This is a genomic window from Paraburkholderia acidisoli, from assembly GCF_009789675.1.
Classification (GTDB): domain Bacteria; phylum Pseudomonadota; class Gammaproteobacteria; order Burkholderiales; family Burkholderiaceae; genus Paraburkholderia; species Paraburkholderia acidisoli.
In genome coordinates, this window is the sequence record NZ_CP046916.1 from 1,152,249 (window position 1) to 1,176,550 (window position 24,302).

The 24,302-nt window shown below is 66.9% G+C and carries 21 protein-coding genes; 14 read left to right on the forward strand and 7 right to left on the reverse strand.

Going from position 1 to position 24,302, the window contains the following annotated elements:
- Positions 1–115 precede the first annotated feature (115 nt).
- Together tehA and FAZ98_RS33990 are read right to left on the reverse strand one after the other, a co-directional pair.
- Positions 116–1,129 carry a dicarboxylate transporter/tellurite-resistance protein TehA gene (tehA, locus tag FAZ98_RS33985; protein WP_199272472.1) on the reverse strand — a complete coding sequence of 338 codons (1,014 nt, stop codon included), beginning with the start codon at positions 1,127–1,129 and terminating at the stop codon, positions 116–118.
- A gap of 179 nt (positions 1,130–1,308) precedes the next feature.
- Positions 1,309–2,262 (reverse strand): GlxA family transcriptional regulator, encoded by a 954-nt coding sequence (locus tag FAZ98_RS33990; RefSeq protein WP_158958395.1) that lies wholly within the window; start codon positions 2,260–2,262, stop codon positions 1,309–1,311.
- Positions 2,263–2,430: 168 nt separating this feature from the next.
- Between FAZ98_RS33990 and FAZ98_RS33995 the strand changes: the two genes are divergently transcribed.
- The 4 genes from FAZ98_RS33995 to pstS all read left to right on the forward strand — a co-directional run bounded on the left by FAZ98_RS33995 (position 2,431) and on the right by pstS (position 8,495).
- Positions 2,431–3,195 carry an SDR family oxidoreductase gene (locus FAZ98_RS33995; RefSeq protein WP_158958397.1) on the forward strand — a complete coding sequence of 255 codons (765 nt, stop codon included), beginning with the start codon at positions 2,431–2,433 and terminating at the stop codon, positions 3,193–3,195.
- A 529-nt stretch (positions 3,196–3,724) separates the two neighbouring features.
- Complete coding sequence (locus FAZ98_RS34000; RefSeq protein ID WP_158958399.1) at positions 3,725–5,599, forward strand: phospholipase C; 1,875 nt, start codon at positions 3,725–3,727, stop codon at positions 5,597–5,599.
- A gap of 176 nt (positions 5,600–5,775) precedes the next feature.
- A complete protein-coding gene (locus FAZ98_RS34005) occupies positions 5,776–7,215 on the forward strand; it encodes a cytochrome-c peroxidase (RefSeq protein ID WP_158958401.1) in 1,440 nt (479 codons plus the stop codon).
- A 224-nt stretch (positions 7,216–7,439) separates the two neighbouring features.
- Positions 7,440–8,495 carry a phosphate ABC transporter substrate-binding protein PstS gene (gene pstS / locus FAZ98_RS34010; protein ID WP_158958403.1) on the forward strand — a complete coding sequence of 352 codons (1,056 nt, stop codon included), beginning with the start codon at positions 7,440–7,442 and terminating at the stop codon, positions 8,493–8,495.
- A gap of 33 nt (positions 8,496–8,528) precedes the next feature.
- Here pstS and FAZ98_RS34015 read toward each other — a convergent pair whose 3' ends face one another.
- The 4 genes from FAZ98_RS34015 to FAZ98_RS34030 form a co-directional block, all read right to left on the reverse strand.
- Positions 8,529–10,172, reverse strand: a complete 1,644-nt coding sequence (locus FAZ98_RS34015) for a methyl-accepting chemotaxis protein (RefSeq protein WP_158958405.1) — start codon at positions 10,170–10,172, stop codon at positions 8,529–8,531.
- A gap of 13 nt (positions 10,173–10,185) precedes the next feature.
- A complete protein-coding gene (locus FAZ98_RS34020) occupies positions 10,186–10,503 on the reverse strand; it encodes a hypothetical protein (protein WP_158958407.1) in 318 nt (105 codons plus the stop codon).
- 45 nt (positions 10,504–10,548) lie between these two features.
- The gene (locus FAZ98_RS34025; RefSeq protein ID WP_158958409.1) at positions 10,549–13,086 is read right to left on the reverse strand and encodes an EAL domain-containing protein; all 2,538 of its coding nucleotides are present in this window, start codon (positions 13,084–13,086) and stop codon (positions 10,549–10,551) included.
- Between the two features lie 190 nt (positions 13,087–13,276).
- Entirely contained in the window at positions 13,277–14,164 is an 888-nt protein-coding gene (locus FAZ98_RS34030; protein ID WP_158958411.1) for a LysR family transcriptional regulator, read from the reverse strand.
- A gap of 285 nt (positions 14,165–14,449) precedes the next feature.
- Between FAZ98_RS34030 and FAZ98_RS34035 the strand changes: the two genes are divergently transcribed.
- Together FAZ98_RS34035 and FAZ98_RS34040 are read left to right on the forward strand one after the other, a co-directional pair.
- Positions 14,450–15,466 carry a PDR/VanB family oxidoreductase gene (locus FAZ98_RS34035; RefSeq protein WP_158958413.1) on the forward strand — a complete coding sequence of 339 codons (1,017 nt, stop codon included), beginning with the start codon at positions 14,450–14,452 and terminating at the stop codon, positions 15,464–15,466.
- A gap of 62 nt (positions 15,467–15,528) precedes the next feature.
- A complete protein-coding gene (locus FAZ98_RS34040) occupies positions 15,529–16,719 on the forward strand; it encodes an aromatic ring-hydroxylating dioxygenase subunit alpha (protein ID WP_158958415.1) in 1,191 nt (396 codons plus the stop codon).
- A 13-nt stretch (positions 16,720–16,732) separates the two neighbouring features.
- Here FAZ98_RS34040 and FAZ98_RS34045 read toward each other — a convergent pair whose 3' ends face one another.
- A complete protein-coding gene (locus tag FAZ98_RS34045; RefSeq protein ID WP_158958417.1) occupies positions 16,733–17,491 on the reverse strand; it encodes a GntR family transcriptional regulator in 759 nt (252 codons plus the stop codon).
- Between the two features lie 204 nt (positions 17,492–17,695).
- Between FAZ98_RS34045 and FAZ98_RS34050 the strand changes: the two genes are divergently transcribed.
- From FAZ98_RS34050 to FAZ98_RS34085, 8 genes are all read left to right on the forward strand, one after another.
- The gene (locus FAZ98_RS34050; protein ID WP_158958419.1) at positions 17,696–18,610 is read left to right on the forward strand and encodes a gallate dioxygenase; all 915 of its coding nucleotides are present in this window, start codon (positions 17,696–17,698) and stop codon (positions 18,608–18,610) included.
- On the forward strand, positions 18,607–18,966 hold the full coding sequence (locus tag FAZ98_RS34055) for a protocatechuate 3,4-dioxygenase (protein ID WP_158958420.1): 360 nt from the start codon (positions 18,607–18,609) through the stop codon (positions 18,964–18,966). Before FAZ98_RS34050 ends, FAZ98_RS34055 begins: the two co-directional genes overlap by 4 nt.
- 101 nt (positions 18,967–19,067) lie before the next feature.
- On the forward strand, positions 19,068–20,453 hold the full coding sequence (locus tag FAZ98_RS34060; protein WP_158958422.1) for an MFS transporter: 1,386 nt from the start codon (positions 19,068–19,070) through the stop codon (positions 20,451–20,453).
- Between the two features lie 52 nt (positions 20,454–20,505).
- Positions 20,506–21,177: a helix-turn-helix domain-containing protein gene (locus tag FAZ98_RS34065; protein WP_158958424.1), complete on the forward strand. Its 672-nt coding sequence runs from the start codon at positions 20,506–20,508 to the stop codon at positions 21,175–21,177.
- 112 nt (positions 21,178–21,289) lie between these two features.
- Positions 21,290–22,393: a porin gene (locus tag FAZ98_RS34070; RefSeq protein WP_325073084.1), complete on the forward strand. Its 1,104-nt coding sequence runs from the start codon at positions 21,290–21,292 to the stop codon at positions 22,391–22,393.
- An 88-nt stretch (positions 22,394–22,481) separates the two neighbouring features.
- Positions 22,482–23,300 (forward strand): alpha/beta fold hydrolase, encoded by an 819-nt coding sequence (locus FAZ98_RS34075; RefSeq protein ID WP_158958426.1) that lies wholly within the window; start codon positions 22,482–22,484, stop codon positions 23,298–23,300.
- 80 nt (positions 23,301–23,380) lie between these two features.
- Positions 23,381–23,719: a hypothetical protein gene (locus FAZ98_RS35510; RefSeq protein WP_199272473.1), complete on the forward strand. Its 339-nt coding sequence runs from the start codon at positions 23,381–23,383 to the stop codon at positions 23,717–23,719.
- Complete coding sequence (locus FAZ98_RS34085; protein WP_158958428.1) at positions 23,668–24,210, forward strand: nuclear transport factor 2 family protein; 543 nt, start codon at positions 23,668–23,670, stop codon at positions 24,208–24,210. The genes FAZ98_RS35510 and FAZ98_RS34085 overlap by 52 nt, the downstream gene beginning before the upstream one ends.
- Positions 24,211–24,302: the final 92 nt, after the last annotated feature.

Genomic DNA, 24,302 nt, shown 5'->3' on the forward strand with positions numbered 1-24,302 from the left:
AGATCAAGGCCAGTGCCGGGCTTGCGAGGTTTATTTGATCTGATACAGATTTGCGCGGTACGCGGCGGCCCGTTGCCGGGCGAACCCGCCGCGCGCAGCGCGCTGCGCCGTTCGCTCAGTGCGCGGCGGCCTTCAGCGGCAGCAACCGGCCTTCCACCAGCAGCGCGAGCGTCTTGACGATCAGCACGGCGAACACGGCGTTCGAGGCGAGGAACAGCGCGAAGGCGAGTTCGTGCATCCAGGCCGGTGCGCCGCCGCGTTGCGCGATCAGCATGGCGAGCGTCGGCAGAGCAGCCGTGCCGAAGCTGAAGGCCCAGTACGACGGCGTGAAGCTTTGCGAACGAATCCACGGCAGCAGACGCGCCAGCAGCAGTGCCTGATAGAGACCGTAGCCGAGCAACGCGTAGCCGATCAGGCTCGCGGCGCCCGAGCCCACGGGAGGAAAGCCCGTGCCCGTGATCGCCATCCACGCCACGCCGCCCACCACGGGCGGCGCGAGCTGCACGCCCAGCGTCGGGCGCAGCGCGGGGGCCAGCGGTGCGCCGAGCGCCGCGCGGTTGAGCAGCTTCGACTCGATCGCGAGCCACGAGAGCACGCCCGCGCCGAAGAACAGCGCGGCCAGTTGCGGAAAGCCGAACGCGGCGGCCGAGGTGGCGGAAACGAAGCCAGCGGCGACCGTCGGCAGATAGATGGCGGGCGTCACGAGTTCCGCGTTGCGCGCGCCCTGCCAGAGGCGGCCATGCAACGCGACGCCCACGGCGAGTTGCGCCACCGTGCCGGCCGCGAACAGCGCGAGACCGAGTTCGTGCGACCAGGCGTTGAGGGCCTGCGCCGCGAGCATCGTCGAAACCGGGCCGAGCGCCACGAACGACGACTGCACTTCGTGGCGCCATTCGTCGCGCGCGGCGTCACGGTGCGCGACCCACTTGAGCGCATAAAGGGCCATGACCACGACCCACACGGCGAGCGCCGCGACGGTCGCGAGCGTGGCCGCGCCCGCGGGCACTTGCCAGAGTTTTGCGGCCACGCGCCAGGCACCCGCCAGCGCGAGCATGCCCACGGCAATGCCGAAGAACCCGGCGGGCATCGGCGCGAGTCTTGCCAACTGTCTTGCCAAACGTGCATTCATGATGTCACTCCTCGAAATCGGAGACGGCGCATGCCGCCTGTCGCTGGGAGTGACTTTAGGCGCGTGACGCCCGCGTGCGAATGCCGCACGGGCTCAACGCTATGCCCGATCGTCTCATCGACGAAAACCGTTGTTCCATGGCGCGCCGGCGCCGCGCCGAAGCCAGACGCCGAGCGCGCTCAAAACGCCCCGCGCGCCTCGCGCCGCACGGCCTGCGGCGGCACGCCAAAGCCGCGCTGGAACGCCTCGCGCATGTGGCGGCGGTCGCGAAAGCCGGTCTCGCGCGCGATCACGTCGAGCGGGTGCGTGCTGCGCTCGATCATGAGCCGCGCCGCTTCCAGCCGCAGCCCTTCCACGGCGCGCGCGGGCGACTGACCGGTTTCGGCCGTGAACACGCGGCTGAACTGGCGCGGGCTCAGATGCACGGCCTCGGCCAGTTCTTCCACCGTGAGCGCGCGGCCCAGGTTGCGCCGCGCATAGTCGAGCGCGTTCTGGATGCGGTCCGACTTCGGCGCGAGATCGAGCATTTCCGAATGCTGCGACTGGCCGCCCGAACGCCGTTGATGCATGACGAGCTTGTGCGCGACCGAGCGCGCGGCATCCGCGCCCAGATCGCGCTCCACCATGGCGAGCGCGAGATCGAGCCCCGCCGTCATGCCCGCCGAGGTCCACACGCCGCTGTCTTCCACATAGATGCGATCGTCTTCCACGCGCACGTCCGGAAAGCGCATCTGCATCTCGCGAGCGAAAAACCAGTGCGTGCTGGCGCGCCGCCCTGCGAGCAGCCCCGCCTCGGCAAGCACGAAACCGCCGGTGCAGATGCCCGCCATGCGCCGCGCGTGCGCGCTGGCCTCGCGCAGGAACGCGAGCGTTTGCGGCGACGCGGGCGAGCTGAGCGGATCGTTCACGCCCGGCACGATCCACGTGTCGATGCCGCTTTGCGCAGGCGGCGGCGCGGGTTGCGTGCTCACGCTCATGCCGAGCGAGGAGCGCACCTCGCCACCTTCGATCGAATAGTTCTCGATCGAATAGAACGGCGCGCTCGCGCCGAGGTTCGTATGTTCGAAAACGCTTTGCGTGGCGATCGTCATCACCTGAAAGCCTTCGTTCAGCAAGTAGCCGATGCGATGCATGCGCCGCTCTCCTTTTGCTTCGATCGCCAATGCGCCCGTTGTCCGAAATCGGTCGATGGCATGAAACATGACCCTATACGTCATTTGAGACATCGTCAACCGCGACCACAATGGCTTCACCCGGACGTCGTCGCGACGTTCCGACAACCCTTCGAGGACACACGCATCATGAAAACCAGCGGCAACACTATCTTCATCACGGGCGGCACGTCGGGCATCGGACGCGGGCTCGCCGAAGCGTTCCACCAGCGCGGCAACACGGTGATCGTCGCGGGCCGCCGCCGCGCGCTGCTCGACGAGATCGCCCGGGCGAATCCCGGCATCGACACGGTCGAACTCGACATCACCAACGCCGACGACATTCGCCGCGTGGCGCAGGACGTGATCGCGCGCCATCCGTCGCTCAATGTCGTCATCAACAACGCGGGCATCATGCCGTTCGACGACGCCGCCAGCGGCGCGCTCGACGACGCGCTGGCCGTGCATCTGGTCGAAACGAATCTGCTCGGCCCGGTGCGCGTGAGCGCCGCGTTCGTGGAGCACCTCAAGCGCCAGTCCGCCGCGACGATCGTCAACAACAGTTCCGTGCTCGCCTACGTGCCGCTCGCGCAAACCGCGCTCTACTCGGCGACCAAGGCCGCGATTCACTCGTATTCGCTCTCGCAGCGCTTCATGCTGCGCAACACGAGCGTGCGCGTGCTCGAAATCGCGCCGCCGTGGGTGGACACCGACCTGATCCGCAAGAGCGGCGACCCGCGCGCGATGCCACTCGAACCGTTCATTGCCGAGACGATGGCCGCGTTCGAAGGCGCGAGCACCGAAGTGCTGGTGAGCGCCGCGCGCATGTTCCGCGACAACGCGGGGCCGAACGAGCACGCGTTTATCGACCAGTTCAATCAGATGATCGAGAGCGAACCGTTGCCCGTGGCGTAAAAGCGCGAGCAAATGGCGGGCGGCGCGAGCGCGTCGTTCGCTTTTTCAACAAAAGGTTCCCTATTTTTTTGCACGGAAACGGCGCTGCCATTCCGAAAGAAATGCGATCGTAATAAATCGTAATTGAAAGCTTATCGTTATTTTATTTAAAGCTTGAACCGCTCGCCTGGGCGCGATCGCGCCGGAATGGCTCGATCAATTCTCCTTCCGCATCAACTCACAGCGCCGAAAAACCGCGCTTCTCCCACTCCCCCGCGCTGTAAGCCTTCCTCCCTGTCTCACCCCACACACACCTTTCAATTCACTATTTTCCATTCCGACATTTTCATTTCATTTACGCCCAGCGAATGAAAATGACAGGTTTTAGAAAGCATTTCGCCGGAATTCTTTATAAAACTTTCACATGGAAATGGTCCAATTCGGCCGCCTGAAGAGGCACACCGAACATTCGGAAAGTATGCAAGTTCCCCGACCGGCTTCTTTCTTATTAATAAACGGAAGCGCCTTAAAAAAACCTGGAGCGCGCGATATGCATTTGAAAAAAGCTCTGTTGCCCATTCCGTTCGCTGCCGCTCTGGCAGTGATCGCGGCCTGCGGCAGCAGCAACCACAACACGCCGGCCCCGACCGCTTCCGTGTCCGCCCAGGACGCGTTGACGACTGTCACGCCGATCAAGCACCTTGTCGTGATCTACGGTGAGAACGTTTCGTTCGACCACTACTTCGCGACCTACCCGAATTCGACGAACCCCGCGGGCGAGCCGCAGGTTCTGCCGACCGGCACGACGCAAACCGACATCAACACGCTGGTTCACGCCGGCCTCGTTTCGCCGAACAACCCGAACGGCGCGTCGACCTCGCCGAACCTCGTGGCTTCGACGATCAACGGCGTCGCCACGCTGCCCCCGAACATCGGCGGTGTGACGCTGACCTCGGCGCTGGCCCAGCCGTTCCGCCTCGACCGCACGCAGGCCAACACGAAGTCGCAGAACCACTCGTACGCGCCGGAACAGCTCGGCGACGACGGCGGCAAGATGGACGCCACGCCGCTCTTCACGTCGGCGACCAGCACGACCAACGGCAGCACGGGCTCGTTCGGCTCGGCAGCCCAGGTGCTCGGCTACTTCGACGGCAACACCGTCACGGGCATGTGGAACTACGCGCAGCACTTCGCGCTGAACGACAACTCGTGGACCGACACGTTCGGCCCGTCGACGCCTGGCGCGGTTGAAGTGGTGTCCGGTCAGAACAACGGCATCCAGATGTACACGACGACGGCTACGTCGGGCACGACGCTCGGCACGCCGGTGACGACCACGACCTCGCCGAGCGGCAACGCGATCCCCGACGGTCAAGGCGGCTTCACGATGATCGGCGACCTGGATCCGGCCGGCGACGTCTGTACCAACACGCTCGACTCGGCTGGCTCGGTGGTGGCGCAGTACGCACCGCAAGTCAAGAACATCGGCGACCTGCTGAACGCCAAGGGCATCACGTGGGGCGGCTTCATGGGCGGCTTCAACCTGTCGACCGTGAACCCGAACGGCACGACCGGTTGCTCGCGCACGACGTTCTCGTCGGTGCTGAACTCGGCTTCGTCGGACTACATCCAGCATCACGCCTGGTTCCAGTACTTCGCTTCGACCGCCAACCCGACGCACCAACGCCCGTCGTCGACGGCGATGATCGGCTACACGGACTCGACGCTCGACAGCTCGGCCACGCCGGTTCACCACCAGTACGACACGGATGACTTCTTCACGGCCGTTTCGGCGGGCAACTTCCCGTCGGTCAGCTTCCTGAAGGCACCGTCGGTCAGCGATGCTCACCCGGGCAACTCGGACCCGCTCGACGAGCAGCAATTCGTCGTGAAGGTCATCAACTTCCTCCAGCAGCAACCGGACTGGAAGAACACGGCAGTCGTGATCGCCTACGACGACTCGGACGGCTGGTATGACCACCAGGCTCCGACGATCCTGAACTCGTCGTTCGACACGACGGCGACGACCAAGATCTCGACGAACACGACGAAGTCGGTCACGTTCACGGGCGCCGACCAGCTTAGCGGCAACGGTTCGTGTACCGGCCCGAGCGCCAAGCAGCCGCTGGGCGTGAACGGCGGTGCAGTGAACGGCCGTTGCGGCCCGGGCACGCGCACGCCGTTCCTGCTGATCTCGCCGTATGCGAAGTCGAACTTCGTCGACCATACGCTGATCACGCAAGCTTCGGTCGTGAAGTTCATCGAAGACAACTGGCTTGGCGGCCAGCGTCTCGGCAACGCGTCGTTCGACGCGACGGCCGGCGACATCCGCAACATGCTGAACACGACCGGCGACTCGGCGAACCTGTACCTCGACCAGACCTTCGGTACGAAGCTGGCCGCGGCGCCGACGACGACGAACTAATCGTTCTCGTGTAATGCAACACACTTCCCGACCCGCGCGGTGCGCCACACCGCCAACTCCGGCCTGCGCGCCGCCGCGCGGTGGGAAGCGCTGTCTGTCGTAATCGTGTCGAGCCAGTACGCCACGCGTGCTGGCTCGACATTTTTTTTGCCTGAACCCTCGTTGCCATTATCGCCATGAGTCTTCCGAACACCCTGCCGCCTACCCTGCCCGCGGGCAAAGACGCGAACCCCGAAGCCACGAAGCGCACGCTCAAGCGCGTGGCGGGCTGGACCGTCGCCGTCGTCGCCGCCGCGGCGGCCGCCCTTGCCGCCTACGCCGTGATCTATCCCGAGCGCATGCCGTTGTCGGTCGGCACGATCGTCGAAGACTACACGGGCGCGAACCCGCAGCCGATTCAGCTGACCGTGCCGCCGCAGCAACCGCTGAGCGCCGTCGCGATACTCGGCCGCCAGATTTTCTTCGATACCTCGCTGTCCGCTTCGGGCAAGCAGTCGTGCGCGTCCTGTCATAGCCCCGACCATGCCTACGGCCCGCCGAACAATCTGTCCGTGCAAATGGGCGGACCGCAGCTCACGCAGGCCGGCTATCGCCCGCCGCCTTCGCTCACTTATCTGTATCGCCAGGCGCCGTTCAGCATCGGCCCGGATCAAGCCGACATGGACACCGCGCCCATTTCGCTGCAAACGCTCGCGGCCAGCGCCGCCAGCGTGACGCGCGCGGTCAAGACGGCCGGCGTCGCGCCCGCCGCGCCCGCGATGGTGCCGCAAGGCGGCCTGTTCTGGGACGGCCGCGCGAGCACGCTGCAAGACCAGGCGATCGGCCCGATGCTCAATCCGGTGGAAATGGCCAACGCCAATCTCGCCGATGTCGCGCACAAGCTGCTCGCCACCAAATACGTCGACCAGTTCCAGGCGCTGTTCGGCAAGCAGATCGTGAACCGTCCCGAACTGATGGTGGAAGAAGCCATGTTCGCGGTTGGCCGCTATGAATTCGAGGACACCTCGTTCCACGCCTTCACGAGCAAGTACGACTACTGGCTCCAGGGCAAGGCGCGTCTGACGCAAGCCGAATTGCACGGCCTGCGCCTCTTCAACGACCCGGACAAGGCGAACTGCGCGGGCTGCCACTTGAGCAAGCCTTCCGCCGACGGCCTGCCGCCGCTCTTCACCGACACGCAGTACGAAGCGCTGGGCGTGCCGCGTAACCCGGATCTGCCGCTCAACAAGGACCCGAAGTTCTACGACATGGGCGTGTGCGGCCCGTTCCGCACCGACGTGACGGACCTCACGCAATACTGCGGCATGTTCCTCACGCCGACGCTGCGCAACACCGCCACGCGCCACGCGTTCTTCCACAACGGCGTCTATCACAACCTGCAGCAGGTGATGGACTTCTACAACCTGCGCAACACCAACCCGGACAAGATCTATCCGCGCGATGCTTCGGGCAAGGTGCAGCAGTTCAACGATCTGCCGAAGGCGTACCAGAAGAACATCGATTTCGCCGATGCGCCGTTCGACCGCAAGCCGAACGACAAGCCCGCCATGTCGGATCAGGACATCAAGGACATCATCGCGTTCATCGGTACGCTGAACGACGGGTATAAGCCGTAAGTCGCAGGTCACGCGCTGTCAGTTGTTGTGATATGCGCCCGACGCCGGGAAGCTGGCGTCGGGCGCTTTGTTTTTTGTTCTCCGCTCCTCCTTCTTCTCCCTTCGCGTTCATCGCTCCCCTGCCCCAGACCACGTTTTCTAACCTGAAGAGATAGCAGGATTCAATTTGAATGCGCGCGGTCATCATCCTGTAATAAGGAAAAAGAACGAACCGGAGACCGCTCGTGAAACCCTCCTGCCTTTGGCTCGCCAGCCTGCTCTGCGGCGCGTGCACGTTCGGTCCGGTCGCGGCGCATGCCGACGACGTCACCGGCGCGGGCAGCACCTTCGCCGCGCCGCTCTACACCAAATGGGCCGACGATTACCGTAAATCCGGCGGCGGCAAGGTGAACTACCACGGCACGGGCTCCACCGACGGCATCAAGCAGGTGAGCGCGCATCAAGTCGATTTCGCGGGCTCCGACGCGCCCCTGAACGCCGGGCAACTCGACAAGGCCGGCCTGCGCCAATTCCCCACGGCGATCGGCGGCGTGGTGCCGGTGGTGAATCTGCCGGGCATCAAGGCGGGCGAGTTGATGCTGACAGGCGCGGTGCTGGGCGACATCTTTCTCGGCAAGATCCTGTACTGGGACGACCCCGCCATCCGCGCGCTCAATCCCAAACTGAAAATGCCCGACACGCCTATCGCCGTGGTGCGCCGCCAGGACGGCTCGGGCACCACGCTGATCTGGACGCACTATCTCGCGCAGGTCAGCCCCGAATGGAAGCGGCGCGTGGGCGAAGGCACGAGCGTGCACTGGCCGCTCGGCATCGGCGGTAAAGGCAACGAGGGCGTGGCCACGTACGTGGGCTATCTGCCCGGCGCGATCGGTTATATCGCGTGGGACTTCACCAAGCAGAATCATCTGACCTACACGGCGATGACGAACGCGGCCGGCGCGGTGGTCGAGCCCGGCGCTCCGGCCTTCACGGCGGCCGCCGCCAACGCCGACTGGTCGGGCTCGCTGTTCCAGCTGCTCACCAACGAGCCCGGCAAGGACGCGTGGCCCGTGATGGGCGCGACCTACGTGCTGCTGCCGGCCGGCGCGGGCGCCGCCGCGTCCGCGCCGGGTGTCTCGCCGGCTGCGGCGCATGCCGAGGCCACGCTGCGCTTTTTCGACTGGGCCTTCACGCACGGTTCGCCGAGCCTCGCCGCGCTCGACTACATCGCGCTGCCCGACGCCGTGGTGGCGAAAATCCGCGCGCAGTGGCGCGACGACAAACGCCTCGCCGGGCAGTGAGCGTCAACGCCGCGGCGTCGGCATCGGAGCGTCTCAAGCCAACGCGCCGGCGGTCTGCGCAACGGCCGGCGCGGCAAGCCCCCCTGCCTCGCCGTCGCCGTCACCCGCGCTCACGCGGAACGTCGCCACGGCTTCTGCCATCTGCGCGGCCTGCTGTTCGAGCGACTCCGCCGCCGCGGCCGCCTCCTCGACCAGCGCCGCATTCTGCTGCGTCACCTGATCCATCTGGCTCACCGCCGTCTCCACCTGCTCGATGCCTGCGCTCTGCTGCACCGTGGCCGAGGCGATCTCCTTCATGAGCCCCGAGACTTTGTCCACGGAAGCGACGATCTCCGCCATGGTCGCGCCCGCGTCGCTCACCAGCGCGCGGCCGTTGCGCACGTCGTGCACGGAATTTTCGATAAGCGATTTGATCTCGCGCGCCGCCGCCGCGCTGCGTTGCGCCAGGTTGCGCACTTCGCCCGCGACCACGGCGAAACCGCGCCCCTGCTCGCCCGCGCGCGCGGCCTCGACCGAGGCGTTGAGCGCGAGGATATTGGTCTGAAACGCAATGCCGTCGATGATGCCCGTGATGTCCGCGATCTTGCCCGAACTGCGGCTGATCACTTCCATCGTCTCGATCATCTGCTCGACCACGCGCCCGCCGCGCTGCGCGACGTCGGCGGCATTGCTCGCGAGCGCGCTCGCGTCGTTGGCGTGCTGCGCGTTCTGGCGCACGCTCGAGGTGAGCTGCTCCATGCTCGACGCCGTCTGTTCCAGCGAAGCCGACTGCTGCTCGGTGCGGCTCGACAGATCGAGATTGCCCGCCGCGATCTCGCGCGCGCCCGTGTTGATCGCATCGCAACTCGCGCGCACGCTGCGCACCGTGTGCGAGAGACCGCGCTGCATGCGCCGCATCGCGCCCAGCAATTGCCCGACTTCGTTGCGGCCGCCGCCTTCGATGCTCACGGAAAGATCGTTCGCGGCGATCTGGTTCAGCACGTCCACGGCTTCGGCGAGCGGCGCCGTCACGAGGCGGCGCAGCGCGAGATGCGTGGCGACGACGAGCGCGAGCGCGCCCGCGAGGCCCACCGCGACCATCGCCATGACCCAGTCGTGCTCGCGGCGCCCCTGGTCGAGCACGGCGCGCGTGGCGGCATCGGCGCTGGCGCGGAAGGTGGCGACGGCGCCCGCGAACCGGTTATCGGCGCTCGCCATCGCGCCGTTCGTCGCGCTCGCGTACGCCGCGGTGTCGCCGTTCGCGAGCGCCGTGGCCGCACTTTGCAGCGCCTGCGCGAGTGCGCCCGAAGCGTCGAGCAACGCCGCGCGCTGCGCGGCCGTTTGCGCGTCGAACGCGGCGGCGGAACGGCTCGCGCGCAGCGCGTCGGCGTGCGCCGCCGCCTGGTCGAGCCACGTGCGCGCGTCGTGCCGCGCGGTATCGGCAGACGCCTTTTGCGCGGCGGCGTCGCCCGTTTCCTTCGCCGCCTGATAAGCGCGCGCCAGCGCCGTTTGCGCGAGCGCCGTGTCCTCGCGCAACGCGAGCGCGAGCGCGTCTTCGCGCGCGACCTCGTGGATTTCACGCGCGGCGTCGTCGGCGCGGCCGATCATCAGCACGCCCACCACGGCGCCCACCACCAGCATGGCCGCGAACGTGCAGAGCACGACCAGCAGGCCGCGTCGAATCGTCAGATTACCCATCACAGGTCCCGCCTCAGTGCGAGGAAGTCGAAGCCGGCGGCGCATTGCCGCCGAGCCGGTTGAGCAGCACGTTCGACTGCTCGATCAGCGTGGCGCGGTACTCGCCGGGCAGCACGCCCGCATCGGCGTCGGCCACCGCCATCGCCTCGCCGATCTGCGCGCGAAACGCCTGCACGGTGCGCTCGATCTGCGCGCCGGACAGTTGCGGCAGCACCGCCTCCAGGAATTTCGTCATCACGACCACGTTCGCGCCGAAGCGCGAAATAGCCTTGCTGTGGGCGCTCACGAGCGCGGTCATCGAGCGCAGCAGCATCTCGTCGTTGGTGGTCACGGGCTTCTCCGGAAGAGTCGCAAAGCGAATGAGGTCGATAGAGGATCAAAACGCCGCGCGGCGATCGCGCGTGCGCGGCATGGTCTCGGCGGGCGCGGGCCGCGCGAGCAGGAAACCCTGCGCGCGGTGACAGCCGATCTCGCGCAGGAACGCGAGCTGGCGCGGCGTTTCCACGCCTTCGGCCACGACCGTCACGCCGAGCGAGCGTCCCATCGCCACGATCGCGCGCACGATCGAACGGTCGCGCGCCGTGTGTTCGTGCTCGTCGTCGGCGGGCGCGGTCTCGGGCATCTGCGCGAGAAACGAGCGGTCGACCTTGAGCGTGTCCACGGGCAGCGACTGCAGATACTTGAACGACGAATAGCCGGTGCCGAAATCGTCGATGGCGAGACTGATGCCGCGCGCGGCCAGTTCGTGCAGCAGCGCCTCGACCCCGCCGCGGCTCGACGTCATCGCCATGCTCTCGACGAGTTCGAGCTGCAGCCGCGCGGCGGGCAGGCAGGTTTCGCTCAGGATTGTCGTGAGCTGATGCAGAAAGCCGTCGTGCAGGCATTGGCGCGCCGAAAGATTCACGCTGATGCGCCCGAAGTCGAAGCCTTCGTCGAGCCACGCGCGCGCCTGGCGGCACGCCTCGCGCAACACCCACGCGCCGAGCGGGACGATCAATGAGGATTCCTCGGCAATCGGAATGAACTGGTCGGGCGGCACGAGGCCGCGGCGCGGATGCTGCCAGCGCACCAGCGCCTCGATGTTGGTGAGCGCGCCGCTCGCCACGTCGAATTCGGGTTGATAGTGCAGCACGAGTTCGCCGGCTTCGAGCGCGTGATGCAGCTCGCTTTCGAGCACGATGCGCTCCATCGCCGAGGACGTCATGGGCGCCGCGAAAAAGCGGAAGTTGTTCTTGCCCGCGTCCTTCGCCTCGTACATCGCGCGGTCGGCCTGCATGAGCAGCGCGCGCGGATCCACGGCATCGTCGGGATACATGCTGATGCCGATGCTCGGCGTGACGAACAGCAATTGCTCGCCGATATGCATGGCCGCGCCCACGCGCGCGAGCAGCGACTGCGCGATCTGCCCCACATGGCGGATGTCCTCGATATCCTCGATCAGCAGCGTGAATTCGTCGCCGCCCAGCCGCGCCACGGTATCGGTTTCGCGCACCGCTTCGCCCAGGCGCCGCGCGATCACCGTGAGCGCTTCGTCGCCCACGCCGTGGCCCATCGTGTCGTTGATGAGCTTGAAGCGGTCGAGGTCGAGAAACAGCACCGCCACGCGCTTGCCCGACCGGCGCGCCCGCGCGAGCGACAGCGAGAGACGCTCGGTGAAAAGCGTGCGGTTGGGCAGACCGGTGAGCGCGTCGTGGGTGGCGAGATAGCTCAGGCGCTCCTCGGTTTCGCGGCGCTGCGTGATGTCGGCGAAGATCGCGGCGTAGTGCGTGCGGCGCCCGGCCGGATCGCAAATGCTGGAGATCGTCAGGTATTCGAGGTAGAGCGTGCCGTCCTTGCGGCGATTCCAGATTTCGCCTTTCCAGTGGCCCTGCTGATGCAGGCTGCGCCACAGCGCCTGATAGAACGCGCGGTTCTGGCGCCCGGAACCGAGCAGGCTCGCGTTGCGGCCCACGGCGTCTTGCGGGGTGTAGCCGGTGAGGCGCGTGAAGGCGGGATTCACGCGCTCGATCATGCCGTCGAGGTCGGTGATCATCACGCCGTCGAGCGTGGATTCGACTACCTGATCGGCGAGCCGCAGGTTCGCGCGCGAGGCGTTCAGCGCGTCGTCGCGTTCGCGCAGCGCGCTCTGCAATTCGCGCACGAATTCGTCTTCGATGTCGTGCAGGATGTGCGAGAGATCGAGCAGGCCGACAAGGCTGCCGTCATCGGCGATCACCCCCACGTGGCGCATACGATGCTCGACCAGATACTGGCGCGCGGCGTACAGGCTTTGCGCCTGCGCGAGCGAGCGCAGCGGCCGGCTCGCGCGCGCCCCCACCGCGCCGTCGAGCGCGCCCGCCGCCGCGTGGCGCACCACGTCGCGCTCGGTCACGATGCCGTAGTCGCCTTCGGCATAACGCACGACGAGCGCCGTGAGCCGCCGCGCGCGCATGCGCCGCATGGCGTCGCGCATGGGCGTGTGCGCCGCCACCACGAGCGGCATGGCCGCGTTCACCGAGCCGACCGTCTTGAGCCGCAGAAAGCATTCGAGGCCCTGATTCATGACGAGATCGGTTTGCGTGACGATGCCGAGCGCGCGGCCCGCGCCATCCACGACGAGACAGTGGCGGATGCCCTCGCGCTTGAAACGCAGCGCCGCGTCGCGCAGCCGCGTCGTGGCGGGCATGGCGCGCACGGGCTGGCTCATGGCCGCGCGAATGGGGCGCGCGAGCGCCGCGCCGTCTTCGCCGAGCGCGAGCGCGTCGTGCTCCGTCCAGATGCCGACAGGCCGCCCCTGCTCCGTCACGACGATGGCGCTGTAGCGCCGCTCCGCCATGAGTCGCGCGGCTTCGCGGATGGGCACGTCGGGGCCGCACGCGAGCGGCGGCCCGGAAAGGAGCTGACCGATTTCCAGGTCAAGCGTGTGGTGTTGCATGTTGCGCCCCGAACCGCACTGCTAGTCGCACGGCAATCGCTTTATGAGATAGCGAAACCGTAGCAGTGCGCGCTCACTATTCGCATGACCTAGATCAAGTTTACGGCGCTTGGCGCGGGGCAATCGTTTGCGAAACCACAACCCGGGTGCGCGACAAATCGCGCGTTGACGGAACTCGTTCGACGCGGAATCAAATGCCGGTTTTGGCCCATTCCGCCGCCAGCCAGTCGACCAGCGCCTTCACGCGCGCGAGCTTCATGCGGCGGCGCGGAATGTAGGCCTTGAACCAGTTTTCCTGCGCCGCGAACTCGGGCAGCAGCGTGACGAGCTCGCCGGTTTCGAGGCTCGGCGCGGCCACGTAGCGCGGCAGCAGCGCGACGCCCAGCCCGGCGCGCGTGGCCGTGAGCAGCGTGAGGTTGTCGTCGGCGAGCAGGCGCGGCGCGACATCGACGGAAACCATGCCGCGGCTCGACTCGAAATTCCAGTTCGTGCCCGTGGCCGCGAACACGAGACACGGATGCGCGACGAGTTCGCGCGGATGCGTGAGCGGCTTGTTCGCGGCAACCCAGGCGGGCGCGGCGCACAACAGCGGCTCGACGGGCCGCAGCGGCACGTCGAGCACGCCTTCGTAGCTCGAAAGCCGCCCGCTGATCGCGAGGTCGAAGCCGCTTTCGGCGGGGTTCGCCGAATGATCGACGAGCGAAATCTCCATCGTGATGCGCGGATGCTGCTCGAGAAACGAGCAGAACGCGGGCGCGAGCGAGCGGATCGCGAGCGTGGTGGGCGCCATCACGCGCAAGTGGCCTTCGAGCTTGACCGAATCGCGTTCCACCGACGCCACGAGTTCCTCGAAGTCGCCGACGAGATCGGCCGCGCGGCCATAAAAGCGCTCGCCCGCCTCGGTCAGCACGACGCGCCGCGTGCTGCGGTCGAACAGTTTCGTGTTGAGTTCGCGCTCCAGTTGCGCGATGCGCTTCGCGACCACCGAAGGCACGACATCGAGCTGATGCGCGGCCTCCGTGAAACTGCCGCAGCGCACCACGGCGACCAGCGTGCGCACGTGCGTGATGACGTCCACGTCTCCTCCTCGTTGTGTTGTTCGGTGCGACATCGCCTGCTGCGTCGCCCGCTGGGTTGTCCGCTGCGTCGCCCGTCGATTGATGCAAAAAATCGATCTCAGATACGCCGGATTTGCGTCAATCGTTCTTGATTTGCCTCAATACAATACCAGACATCCAATGCCGCGACGGCCGCCGGGGAAGCTCCGAACGCCCACATCGGCACATGCGTCGGCAAATCCGTCGGCAAAAAAACATCGCAATGGCACACGGCCCCACGAACCGACCGTGCCGCAGGAGACAGCATGGCAAGAAGCAATTTCCCGGTCGAAGTCACGCGCGTGCGGCAACTCACGCCGCGCGTGCGCGAATATCTGCTGACTTCCGTCGATGGCCGGCCGTTGCCCGAATACGGTCCTGGCGCGCACGTCGCCGTGCACACGGTGTCGCCCGAGCGCGGTTTGATCGTGCGCCACTACTCGCTCGTGGGCGGCGGCGGGATTGGTGAAAGCGGCCAGCGCGGCGAAGACGGCGACGATCCGCGCCACACGTATCGCATCGCCGTGCAGAAAGACAGCGAACGGCGCGGCTCCGCGCATATCCACCGCAGCTTCGAGCCCGGCTTGCGCATCGAGATCGGGCCGCCCACCAACAACTTTCCGCTCGAACGCACGAGCGCGCCCGTGCTGCTGCTCGCGGGCGGGATCGGCATCACGCCGATTTTTTCGATGGCGCGCAGTCTCGCGCGGCGGCACCGGCCCTTTCGCGTGGTCTACGCGGGCCGCAACCGCCACGAGATGGCGTATCACGACGAACTCGCGCGGCTCGCCGGCAACGCCACGACGAACGCCGCCACGTTCCACTACAGCGACACGGCCGGTCAGCTCGACCTCGCGGCGCTGCTGGGCGCGCAAGCGGCCGGCACGCTCGTCTACGTGTGCGGTCCGGCGGGCATGGTCGACGCCACGCACGCGGCGGGCAGCGCGCTCGGCTGGGACGCCGCGCGCATTCGCAGCGAGCGGTTCGGCGCGCAACGCCCCGCCGCGGCCCGCGCCTTCGACGTGCATCTGCGCCGCAGCGGCCGCACGGTGCACGTGAGCGAGGACGCCAGCATTCTCGACGCGCTCAACGCCGCGGGCGTGCCCGTGCTGTGGGATTGCCGGCGCGGCGAATGCGGGCTGTGCCCGCTCGCCGTGGTGGAACGCGACGGCCCGCTCGAGCATCACGACCGCTATCTCACCGACGAAGACAAGGCCGCGGGCGACACGCTGTGCATCTGCGTTTCGCGCACCTGCGGCACGGCGCTCACGCTCGACGCCTGACCCGCCACGACACGCCGCGACACGCCGCCCCCTGCCCGCACCCCACTCAAACGGAGACCTCGATGACCGCCACTCCCGCCATCGCCCGCGCCGAATCGCTGCACGACTACGACGTGCCCGGCTTCACGCCCGGCGGTTTCGCCGACCACGCCACGCCGCTCGTGCGCGACTGCTGGTACGTGGCCGCCACGGGCGGCGAAGTCACGCGCGAGATCATGAGCCGCCGCTTGCTGGGCGTCGATGTCGCGCTCTACCGCACGCTCGCGGGCAACGTCGCGGCGGTGCGCAACCGCTGCCCGCACCGCTCGTTTCCGCTCGCGAAGGGCAAGCTCGTGGGCGACATTCTCATGTGCGGCTATCACGGCATGCAGTTCGATCCTGCGGGGCGCTGCGTGAACATGCCCGCCATGCCGATCGTGCCGACCAACGCCAGCGTGCGCAGCTTTCCCACCGCCGAACGCGGGCCGCTCGTGTGGATCTGGATGGGCGACCCCGAACGCGCCGACGAGCAACTCATCCCCGACACGGGCTGGCTCAGCGACCCCGCGTGGAAGAGCGTGGGCGACACGTTTCATCTGCGCTCGGACTATGTGTCCATGCACGAAAACCTGCTCGACCAGACGCACTTTCCGTTTCTGCATCCGGGCGCGATCGGCACGCCCGAGTACGCGCGCTCGCGCCTGAAGGTGCGCGTGGAGGGCAACGCCGTGGTGATCGACCGCGAGTTGCGCAACTCGCCGCCGCCCGCCGTCTACGGCGTGCCCACGGGACTGATGGGCCAGCCCGTCGACCGCTTCTCGGACGCGCGCTTCGTTTCGCCCGCGCTGCACACGGCCTACGCGCGCATCGTGGACAACGCGGATGCGAGCGGCACGCCGCGCACGTATCGCTTCAACATCACGCACGTGTTCACGCCCGAGACAAACGGCAGCATCCACTACTGGTGGTTCAACAGCCGCAACTTCAATCTCGACGACACGGCCGCCGACGACTGGCTCTACGCGGCCTCGACGAAGGCCTACCAGGAAGACGTGGACGCGCTCGAATGGATCTTGTCGACAGTGCAATCGGACACCGAACCGCAGTTCGACCTGAACTTCGCGCCCGACAAACCCGGCTTGCTGATGCGGCAGATTCTGTACCGGCTCGCGGCGCAAGAAACAGGCGCCACCGCCTCGACTCACGCCGATGCGCCCGCCGCGACGCCGGATTGCGACGCGGCCGCGGCGGCCGCCTGCGCGCGCAAGGCTTGAGGTCGCGGCAGCGTCAGGCTTCGTCGATGGCGGGCGCGCCGGCGTTGACGGCGGCACGCTCGCCCACGGTGCGCGTGCGCAGGTCGATACGCCCCTGTTCGCCGAGCCAGAGAATGTTCTTTTTGGCCACGTTGGCGTGCTCCTGCATGAGCGCCTCGGCACGGCCGCTTTGTCCCGCCTCGATCGCCTCGACGATCAAACGGTGCTGCATATGCGCGAGAAAGTAGAACTGGTACTGCGAGGGCGAAAGCTGGCCCGGCCGCGTTTCCACCGCGACCGCGCCCGCCGCCGCGAACGGCAGGCGGTCGTTGGTGGCGATGGCGGCGGCGAGCGCGCCGTTGCCCGCGCCTTCGATGATGAGCGTGTGGAACTTGCGGTTCATCGCCTCGAAAAGCTGGTCGTCGCCGGCCGCGATATGGCCTTTTTCGAGCAGCGCGTCGCCGGCCGCGAGACAGTCGGCGAAACCGCGCCGCACCGCCTCGCCGGGGCGATTTTCGGCCAGCGTGCGCGCCGCCACGCCTTCGAGCGCGCCGCGCACGGCAATGGCATCGGTGATGTCCTTCATCGTGAAGTTGCGCACGTGGTAACCGCGTTTCTGCCCGCCCACGATCAGCCCCTCGGCCGCCAGCACCGCGAGCGCGAAGCGCACCGGCGTGCGCGAGATGCCGAGCTGTTCCGAAAGTGGCACTTCGAGGATGCGCTGCCCGGCCTCCAGCTTGCCCGCGAGGATCATCTCGCGCAGCGTCGAAACGACTTTCGATTCCTGACTCATGTTCGCCTGTCTCCGTTGCGTGGATACATTTTACCTGCGCGCGGATCGTATAAATGTATCCATCGTAGAAAATCTCCACGTGGAGACACGGGTTAACCACCATGAAATCAACGTGTACAGCCGTCCCATCAAGTTTTATGATTTCTTCATGGATACATTATCGCTGAAGCGAAATGATCCGGACCTCGAATTGACGGAGTGGAAATGGCAAAGATAGTGGGAGGCATCGGCACGTCGCATGTGCCGACGATCGGCGCGGCGTACGACGCGCGGCGGCAGCAGGACCCGGCGTGGGCGCCGCTGTTCGAAGGCTACGTGCCGGTGGCCGAGTGGCTCGCGCGCGTGCAGCCCGACGTGCTCGTGATGTTCTACAACGATCACGCGAACAGCTTCTTCTTCGACTGCTACCCGACCTTCGCGATCGGCGTGTCGCCCGAGTTCGAAATGGCCGACGAAGGCGCGGGCCGCCGCCCGCTGCCGAACATCCAGGGCCATCCGGCGCTGGCCGCGCACATGGTGGACAGCCTCGTCACCGACGAATTCGACATGTGCACCTTCCAGGAGCGCGCGCTCGATCACGGCTGCAACTCGCCGCTCGCGCTGATGTGGCCGCACGTGCCCGCGTGGCCCGGCGCGATCGTGCCGATCGAGATCAACGTGCTCCAGCATCCGCTGCCCACGCCCGCGCGCTGCTTCAAGCTCGGCCAGGCGGTGCGCCGCGCGATCGAGTCGTATCCCGACGCGAACCTCAAGGTCGCGGTGATCGGCACGGGCGGCCTCTCGCACCAGATTCACGGCGAACGCACCGGCTTCAACAACACGGAATGGGACCACGAATTCCTGCGCCTGATCGCGGAGGATCCGCAGCAACTCGTGGCCATGCGGCACGCCGACTTCATGCGCCTCGGCGGCTCGGAAAGCGTGGAGGTCATCATGTGGCTCGCCATGCGCGCGGCGCTCGGCGAACGCGTGACCTGCATTCACCAGAACTACTATCTGCCGACCACGACCGCGATGGCCGTGACGGTGTACGAGCCAGCCGAAGCCACGCTGAACGAAGCCGCAGACGTGGAAAACGAGACGGCAAGCCCGCTGGCGAACACGGAGGTACACGCATGAATCCGCAACTGGCCGGCACCGAAGACCTGGGCGGCACCTATGTCTTCGACGTCACGCAAAGCGTGAAGACGATCCGCCTCAACCGCTTCTTCTGGATGCACCGCGAGCCCGCGTTCCGCGAGTTCGTGACGCGCGACCCGGAAGCCGCCTTCGCGCAACTCAAGCTCAGCGAGGAAGAACGCACGTTGATTCGCGAGCGCGACTGGCTCGGTCTGATCCGCTACGGCGTGACGTTCTTCGTGCTCGAAAAATTCGCGCGCGTGGTGAAAGTGTCGAACCTGCACGTGTACGCGTCGATGCGCGGCGAATCGCTCGAAGCGTTTCTGAAGACGCGGCGCGTGCCGGAATCGGCCTGATGTATCTAACGTAGCGAACCTGTCGAACGCTATCGAAAGCGTCGCCGCTTCGTGCATCGTTAGGAATATTAATTAAATCGAATGACCCCAAGGAGACGACCGTGAACCCCTCAATCCGCCCGAATGCGCCCGATCCTGTCGACGTGCAGGCCATCATCGACGGACGCAAGATGTCGGCGTATCAAATCGCCGTGATCGCCATCTGCGTGCTGGTGCTGGTCCTCGACGGCTTCGACGCCGTGATGATCGCCTACGTCGCGCCCTTCCTCGCCGGCTCGCTGCACCTCGCGCCCAGGGAACTCGGGCCGCTGTTCGCCTCGGGCATGCTCGGGCTGACGGTGGGCGCCTTCGGCTGCGGCGCGCTCGCCGACAAGCTCGGCCGCAAGCGCGTGCTGATCGCCTCGGTGGCGATCTTCGGCGGCTTCACGCTGGTGGCCGCGTCGTTCCACGAACTCGGCTGGCTCGTCACGCTGCGCTTTCTCGCGGGCATCGGCCTGGGTGGCGCGGGACCGAGCGCGATGGCGCTGATCGCGGAAATGTGTCCGAGCGGACGGCGCTCCTCGCAACTCGCGTGGCTCGGTTGCGGCATTCCGTTCGGCGGCGGCGTGGCGGGCCTGGTAGCGACCCGGCTGATTCCCGCGTACGGCTGGTCGTCGATGTTCGTGGTCGGCGGATTGCTGCCGCTGCTGCTGCTCGCCGCCATCGCGCTGCGCGTGCCCGACTCCGTGCGCTTCCTGCTGCTGCATCACGCGGGCCAGGAGAAGGTGCGCCGCATCATGACGAAGATCGCGCCCGAGCTGGACTTTGCCAACGCGCGTTTCGTCTCGCGCAACGAGGCGGACCAGGGCGAGCGCCGTGCGTTCGTGCTCGACCTGTTTCGCGGCGGCCTCGCCACCTCAACGCTGCTGCTGTGGCTCGCCTCGTTCTGCATCCTGATGGTCACGTACTTCCTCACCAACTGGCTGCCGATCCTGCTGCATTCCACGCAACACACGCTGCCGCAGATCTCGCTGCTGCTCGGGCTGTTCCTCGTGGGCTCGCCGGTGGGCAGCCTGATCGTCGGCTTCCTGATGGATCGTTACAGCAAGCCGCTGTGCATGGGCGCGTGCGCGCTGCTCGCGGCCGTGTGCCTGCTCGTGGTGGGCCAGGTCGTGAGCGACATCCGCATGGCCGCCGTGGTGATCGCGCTGGTGGGCGCCGCGTGCGGTGCGTGCGTGACGGGCGCGAGCATCATCGCGAGTTTCCTCTACCCGACCGCCGCGCGCGCCACGGGCATTGGCTGGACAGCGGGCTGCGGACGGCTCGGCTCGGTGTTCGGCACGCTGATCGGCGGCATGCTGCTCGCCACCGGCATGCAGGTGCCCGAGTTGCTGAAGCTCGCCGCCGCGCCCTGTGCGCTCGCGAGCGTGAGCTTCCTCGCGCTGCGCTATGCGGCCCGGCGACGTTCGACCGGCGTCGCGGCCACGGCCGTGAAAGCGGGCGTCTGACGCACGCTCACGGCCACGCCGCCCGCCTCGCCTCAGCGCATTGATTTCGACGATGAACCTCGCCCGCCTCAAAGTCCTGCTCGCCGTGATCGAGACCGGCAGCATCTCGGCCGCCGCGCGCGTGCTGGGCCGCGCGCAATCGCGTGTCACCGCGACGATCCAGGAACTCGAAGCCGAACTCGGTTTCGCGCTCGTCGTGAGAACTGCGGCGGGATCGTTCGCGACCACGGCGGCCGCGCGCATGCTGCCGCGTCTGCGCGCCGTGTTCGCGGCGCTCGATGCGTGGCGCGGGTGGCGGCGCGTGGCCATCGACGTCAACATCGCCCCTGCCGGCGGCGTGAACGCCGCTGCCGCCGGCTTGCGCCTCGGCTGGTGCGCGCTGCCCGACGCGGCGCTCAAGACGCGGCGGCTCGACATCTTTCGCAGCCTCGTGCACGCGGGATCGATGACGCGCGTCGCCTGCGAGATGAACATCACGCAGCCCGCCGTGAGCGCCTCGGTGGCGGCGCTCGAGCGCTGCACGCGGCGCGCGCTGTTCGAGCGCACGCCGGGCGGTTTGATCGCCGCGCCGCAGGCGCGCGAACTGGCCGAAATCGTCGATGGCGTGCTCGCGGAGGTCGGGCGGCTCGTGAACGACGCCGCGCGCGTACCACCGCGCAGCGCGCCGCGCGCCGCCGGTTTCATCGACGGAAAACATCGGCAAAAGACCGCAGTACTGCGATGACGGTTGCGCACGAGGCGCATTGATCCGCGATGACGTGACGCAGCCGCATCGACATAAAACCCGCAAGACCTGGCGGCAGCCCGCCGACCATAACAACGATTGGAGATCCAGCTTGAAAGCCAAAACCCTCATGATGACGGCGGCCGCCCTGAGCGGCGCTGTTTCGCTGCACGCGGCCGCGCAGAGCAGCGTCACGCTGTTCGGCACGATCGACACCGGCATCAGCTACGTGAGCAATCACGGCGGCCACAGCGCGTGGCAAACCGACGACGGCATCAACGGCCCGAACCTCTGGGGCATGACGGGCAAGGAAGACATTGGCGGCGGCACGAAGGTCGTGTTCAACCTCGTCAACCAGTTCGCGCTGAATTCGGGCGGCTTCATGCCGGGGCAAAGCCTGTTTTCGCGTAACGCGTACGTTGGCCTGACGAATCTCGACTACGGCTCGCTCACGCTCGGCAATCAGTACGACTTCATGTCGGACGTGCTCTACAGCAGCAAGGACGATCCGGCGATCTACACGAGCCATCTCTATGGCCAGGGCGCGGGGCCGTTCCAGAAACTCGCGCTGCCCTCGAATCCGACCGGCGACTTCGACTGGTATCGCGCGGCCGGACGCATCGCGAATTCCGTGAAATACGTGACGCCCGTGTTCGGCGGCCTGAGCGCGGGCGCGATGTACGGCTTCGGCAACGTGGCGGGATCGATGGGCACCGGCGACGGCATGAGCTTCGCGCTCTCGTACGCGCGAGGCAATTTCGGCGCGGACGCGGCCTACACCTTCGTCAAATATCCGGCGACGGCGGGCGTGATCGGCCCGCAAACCGGCGTGCGCAACTGGGGCGTGGGCACGCGCTACCAGGCCGGCCCGGTGCTGATGAGCGCGCTGTTCGTGACGGTGCGCAATACGGCGAACGGCGCGGATGTCTATCAAGGCTCGGTGGGCGCGAACTGGATGGTGCGCCCCGACCTGGGCCTCGACGCGAGCTACGCGTACATGAAGGGCAACGAGGTCGTCACCAACAATCACGCGCATCAATTCGGCCTCACCGCCGAATACTTCCTTTCGAAGCGCACGAGCGTGTACGCGCTCACGGTGTATCAGCGGGCGAGTTCGGGCGCCGATGCGCTCATCATGGGCTTCACGGGCAGCACGGCGGCGTCGAGCGGACAGAACCAGCTCGTTGCGCGCGTGGGCGTGAAGACGAAGTTCTGACGAAGGGCTTCGTCGGGCCGCTTCGGTGCGAAGCCGAAGCGGCGGTTTCCTGTCTCGATCGCGTGACTTCTCTAAACAGGCGTTTCTCATGGCTTTACAAATCGTTTTACTGCCCGGTCTGCTTTGCGACGATGCCGTGTGGTCCGATCAGCGCGCGGCGTTCGGCGCATTCGCGAATTCCGGGCCCGGCGCTGATGTGACGGCCGATCGCTTCATTGCCGATCGCTTCATTGCCGATCGCGTCGTTCCTGGATGCGTCGTTCCCGATTACGCGATGCGCGACTCGATCGGCGCAATGGCCGATCACGCGCTCGACTGCGCGCACGGCGAGCGCCTGCTCGTGGCCGGTCATTCGATGGGCGGACGCGTCGCGCTCGAAATGTTCCGCCGCGCGCCGCAACGCGTGGCCGGTCTCGCCCTGCTCGACACGGGCTTTCAGGCGCGCGCGGCGGGCGACGCCGGCGAACATGAACGCGCGCAGCGTGCCGCACTGCTCGAACTCGCGCGTATGCAGGGCATGCGCGCGATGGGCGAGCAGTGGGCACCGGGCATGGTGCATCCGGATCGGCTCGACTCGGCGGTGTATCGCGCGATCCTCGACATGATCGCGCGCAGCACGCCCGCGAAATTCGAAGCGCAGATTCGCGCGCTGCTCGACCGGCCCGACGCCGGCGCGTTACTCGAAACCATCGATTGCCCGACGCTGCTCGTGTGCGGACGCGAAGATCGCTGGAGCCCGCTCGCACGGCACGAGGCAATGCAGGCGCGGATTCGCGGCTCGGTGCTGCGCGTGATCGAACATAGCGGGCATATGTCGACGATGGAGCAGCCGCAAGCGGTCAGCGAGGCGCTGGTGGAGTGGGTGAAGGCCGTGGTGGAGCGTGAGACGCGGGAGCGCGCGCGGTGAACGGAACGGCGAGGTATGACGGCGAGGAACTCGATCGATGCGAGCCGTGTAGCGTTTGCCATGGATCGGCGGGTTCGGGCTTGACGGCAAACGCTGATGACGTCACGAACGAAGCGCGAAGGCTGCGGTTCGGGGCGAGAGAGGCGGTGGATGCGGTGGATGCGATGGATGCGATGGGCGCGGTGGATGCGGTGGATGCGGTGGATGCGGTGGATGCGGTGGATGCGGTGGATGCGGTGGACGCGGTGGACGCGGTGGACGCGGTGAGAGCAATGAACGTTACGTACATCCTCCGTGCAATAAACGCGAAGCCCGCGACCGAACTATTCGGCGAGCCACGCGCGACCGACGCGGGAACGCGACCGCCATGGCGAACGCCACCTCTGCGCCGCACTCGATCAACGCATCCAGCACGATGACCACCATGCCTACGACTGCAACGACCGCCACGACCACTCCGCCACTGGCACCGGACCCGATCGCTCGCCTGGTCATCGAGCACGAATGCCGCGCGCGGGTTCTGCTGGCCGCCGAACTGATCGACGGCGGCCGCAGCGCCGAGCTTGCCCGCGTCTTTTGCGCCGACGCGCGCCTCGTTCGACCGAACGGCGCCGCACTCGACGGCTGCGACGCCATCGTGGCGTCCTACGCCGCGCGGCCCGCCGATCGCATCAGCCGTCATCTCGTGCTCGCGACGCATTTCCATTCGGTCACGCCCGATGCCGCAACCGCCGTGACGCAGGTATTGCTCTGGAGCGGCAGCCAAAGCGATGCGCCCGGCCCGTTCGGTCGGCCCGCACGCGGCCAGCAGATCGTCGGGCGCTTCGACGATACCTTCGCGCGCACCGCACACGGCTGGCGAATTGCGACACGGCACGCCTCGTTCGAGCTTTACGTCGACGGAAGTTGATGCCGACTTTGCGCCGCGATGCTTCATACGATCGACGAACCCGGCCCGCTTGACACGTTCGCCCAGAAATTCTAGTTTACTGGAAACCAAAT

Excerpts from the sequence above, each read along its gene's own strand:
- FAZ98_RS34005 (WP_158958401.1), top strand. The coding sequence starts at position 5,776 with ATGAGTCTTCCGAACACCCTGCCGCCTACCCTGCCCGCGGGCAAAGAC.
- FAZ98_RS34055 (WP_158958420.1), top strand. The coding sequence starts at position 18,607 with ATGAATCCGCAACTGGCCGGCACCGAAGACCTGGGCGGCACCTATGTC.
- FAZ98_RS34045 (WP_158958417.1), bottom strand. The coding sequence starts at position 17,491 with ATGAGTCAGGAATCGAAAGTCGTTTCGACGCTGCGCGAGATGATCCTC.
- tehA (WP_199272472.1), bottom strand. The coding sequence starts at position 1,129 with ATGAATGCACGTTTGGCAAGACAGTTGGCAAGACTCGCGCCGATGCCC.
- FAZ98_RS34015 (WP_158958405.1), bottom strand. The coding sequence starts at position 10,172 with ATGGGTAATCTGACGATTCGACGCGGCCTGCTGGTCGTGCTCTGCACG.
- FAZ98_RS34075 (WP_158958426.1), top strand. The coding sequence starts at position 22,482 with ATGGCTTTACAAATCGTTTTACTGCCCGGTCTGCTTTGCGACGATGCC.
- FAZ98_RS33995 (WP_158958397.1), top strand. The coding sequence starts at position 2,431 with ATGAAAACCAGCGGCAACACTATCTTCATCACGGGCGGCACGTCGGGC.
- FAZ98_RS33990 (WP_158958395.1), bottom strand. The coding sequence starts at position 2,262 with ATGCATCGCATCGGCTACTTGCTGAACGAAGGCTTTCAGGTGATGACG.
- FAZ98_RS34050 (WP_158958419.1), top strand. The coding sequence starts at position 17,696 with ATGGCAAAGATAGTGGGAGGCATCGGCACGTCGCATGTGCCGACGATC.
- FAZ98_RS34025 (WP_158958409.1), bottom strand. The coding sequence starts at position 13,086 with ATGCAACACCACACGCTTGACCTGGAAATCGGTCAGCTCCTTTCCGGG.
- FAZ98_RS34085 (WP_158958428.1), top strand. The coding sequence starts at position 23,668 with ATGGCGAACGCCACCTCTGCGCCGCACTCGATCAACGCATCCAGCACG.
- FAZ98_RS34040 (WP_158958415.1), top strand. The coding sequence starts at position 15,529 with ATGACCGCCACTCCCGCCATCGCCCGCGCCGAATCGCTGCACGACTAC.
- FAZ98_RS34065 (WP_158958424.1), top strand. The coding sequence starts at position 20,506 with ATGAACCTCGCCCGCCTCAAAGTCCTGCTCGCCGTGATCGAGACCGGC.
- FAZ98_RS34035 (WP_158958413.1), top strand. The coding sequence starts at position 14,450 with ATGGCAAGAAGCAATTTCCCGGTCGAAGTCACGCGCGTGCGGCAACTC.
- FAZ98_RS34000 (WP_158958399.1), top strand. The coding sequence starts at position 3,725 with ATGCATTTGAAAAAAGCTCTGTTGCCCATTCCGTTCGCTGCCGCTCTG.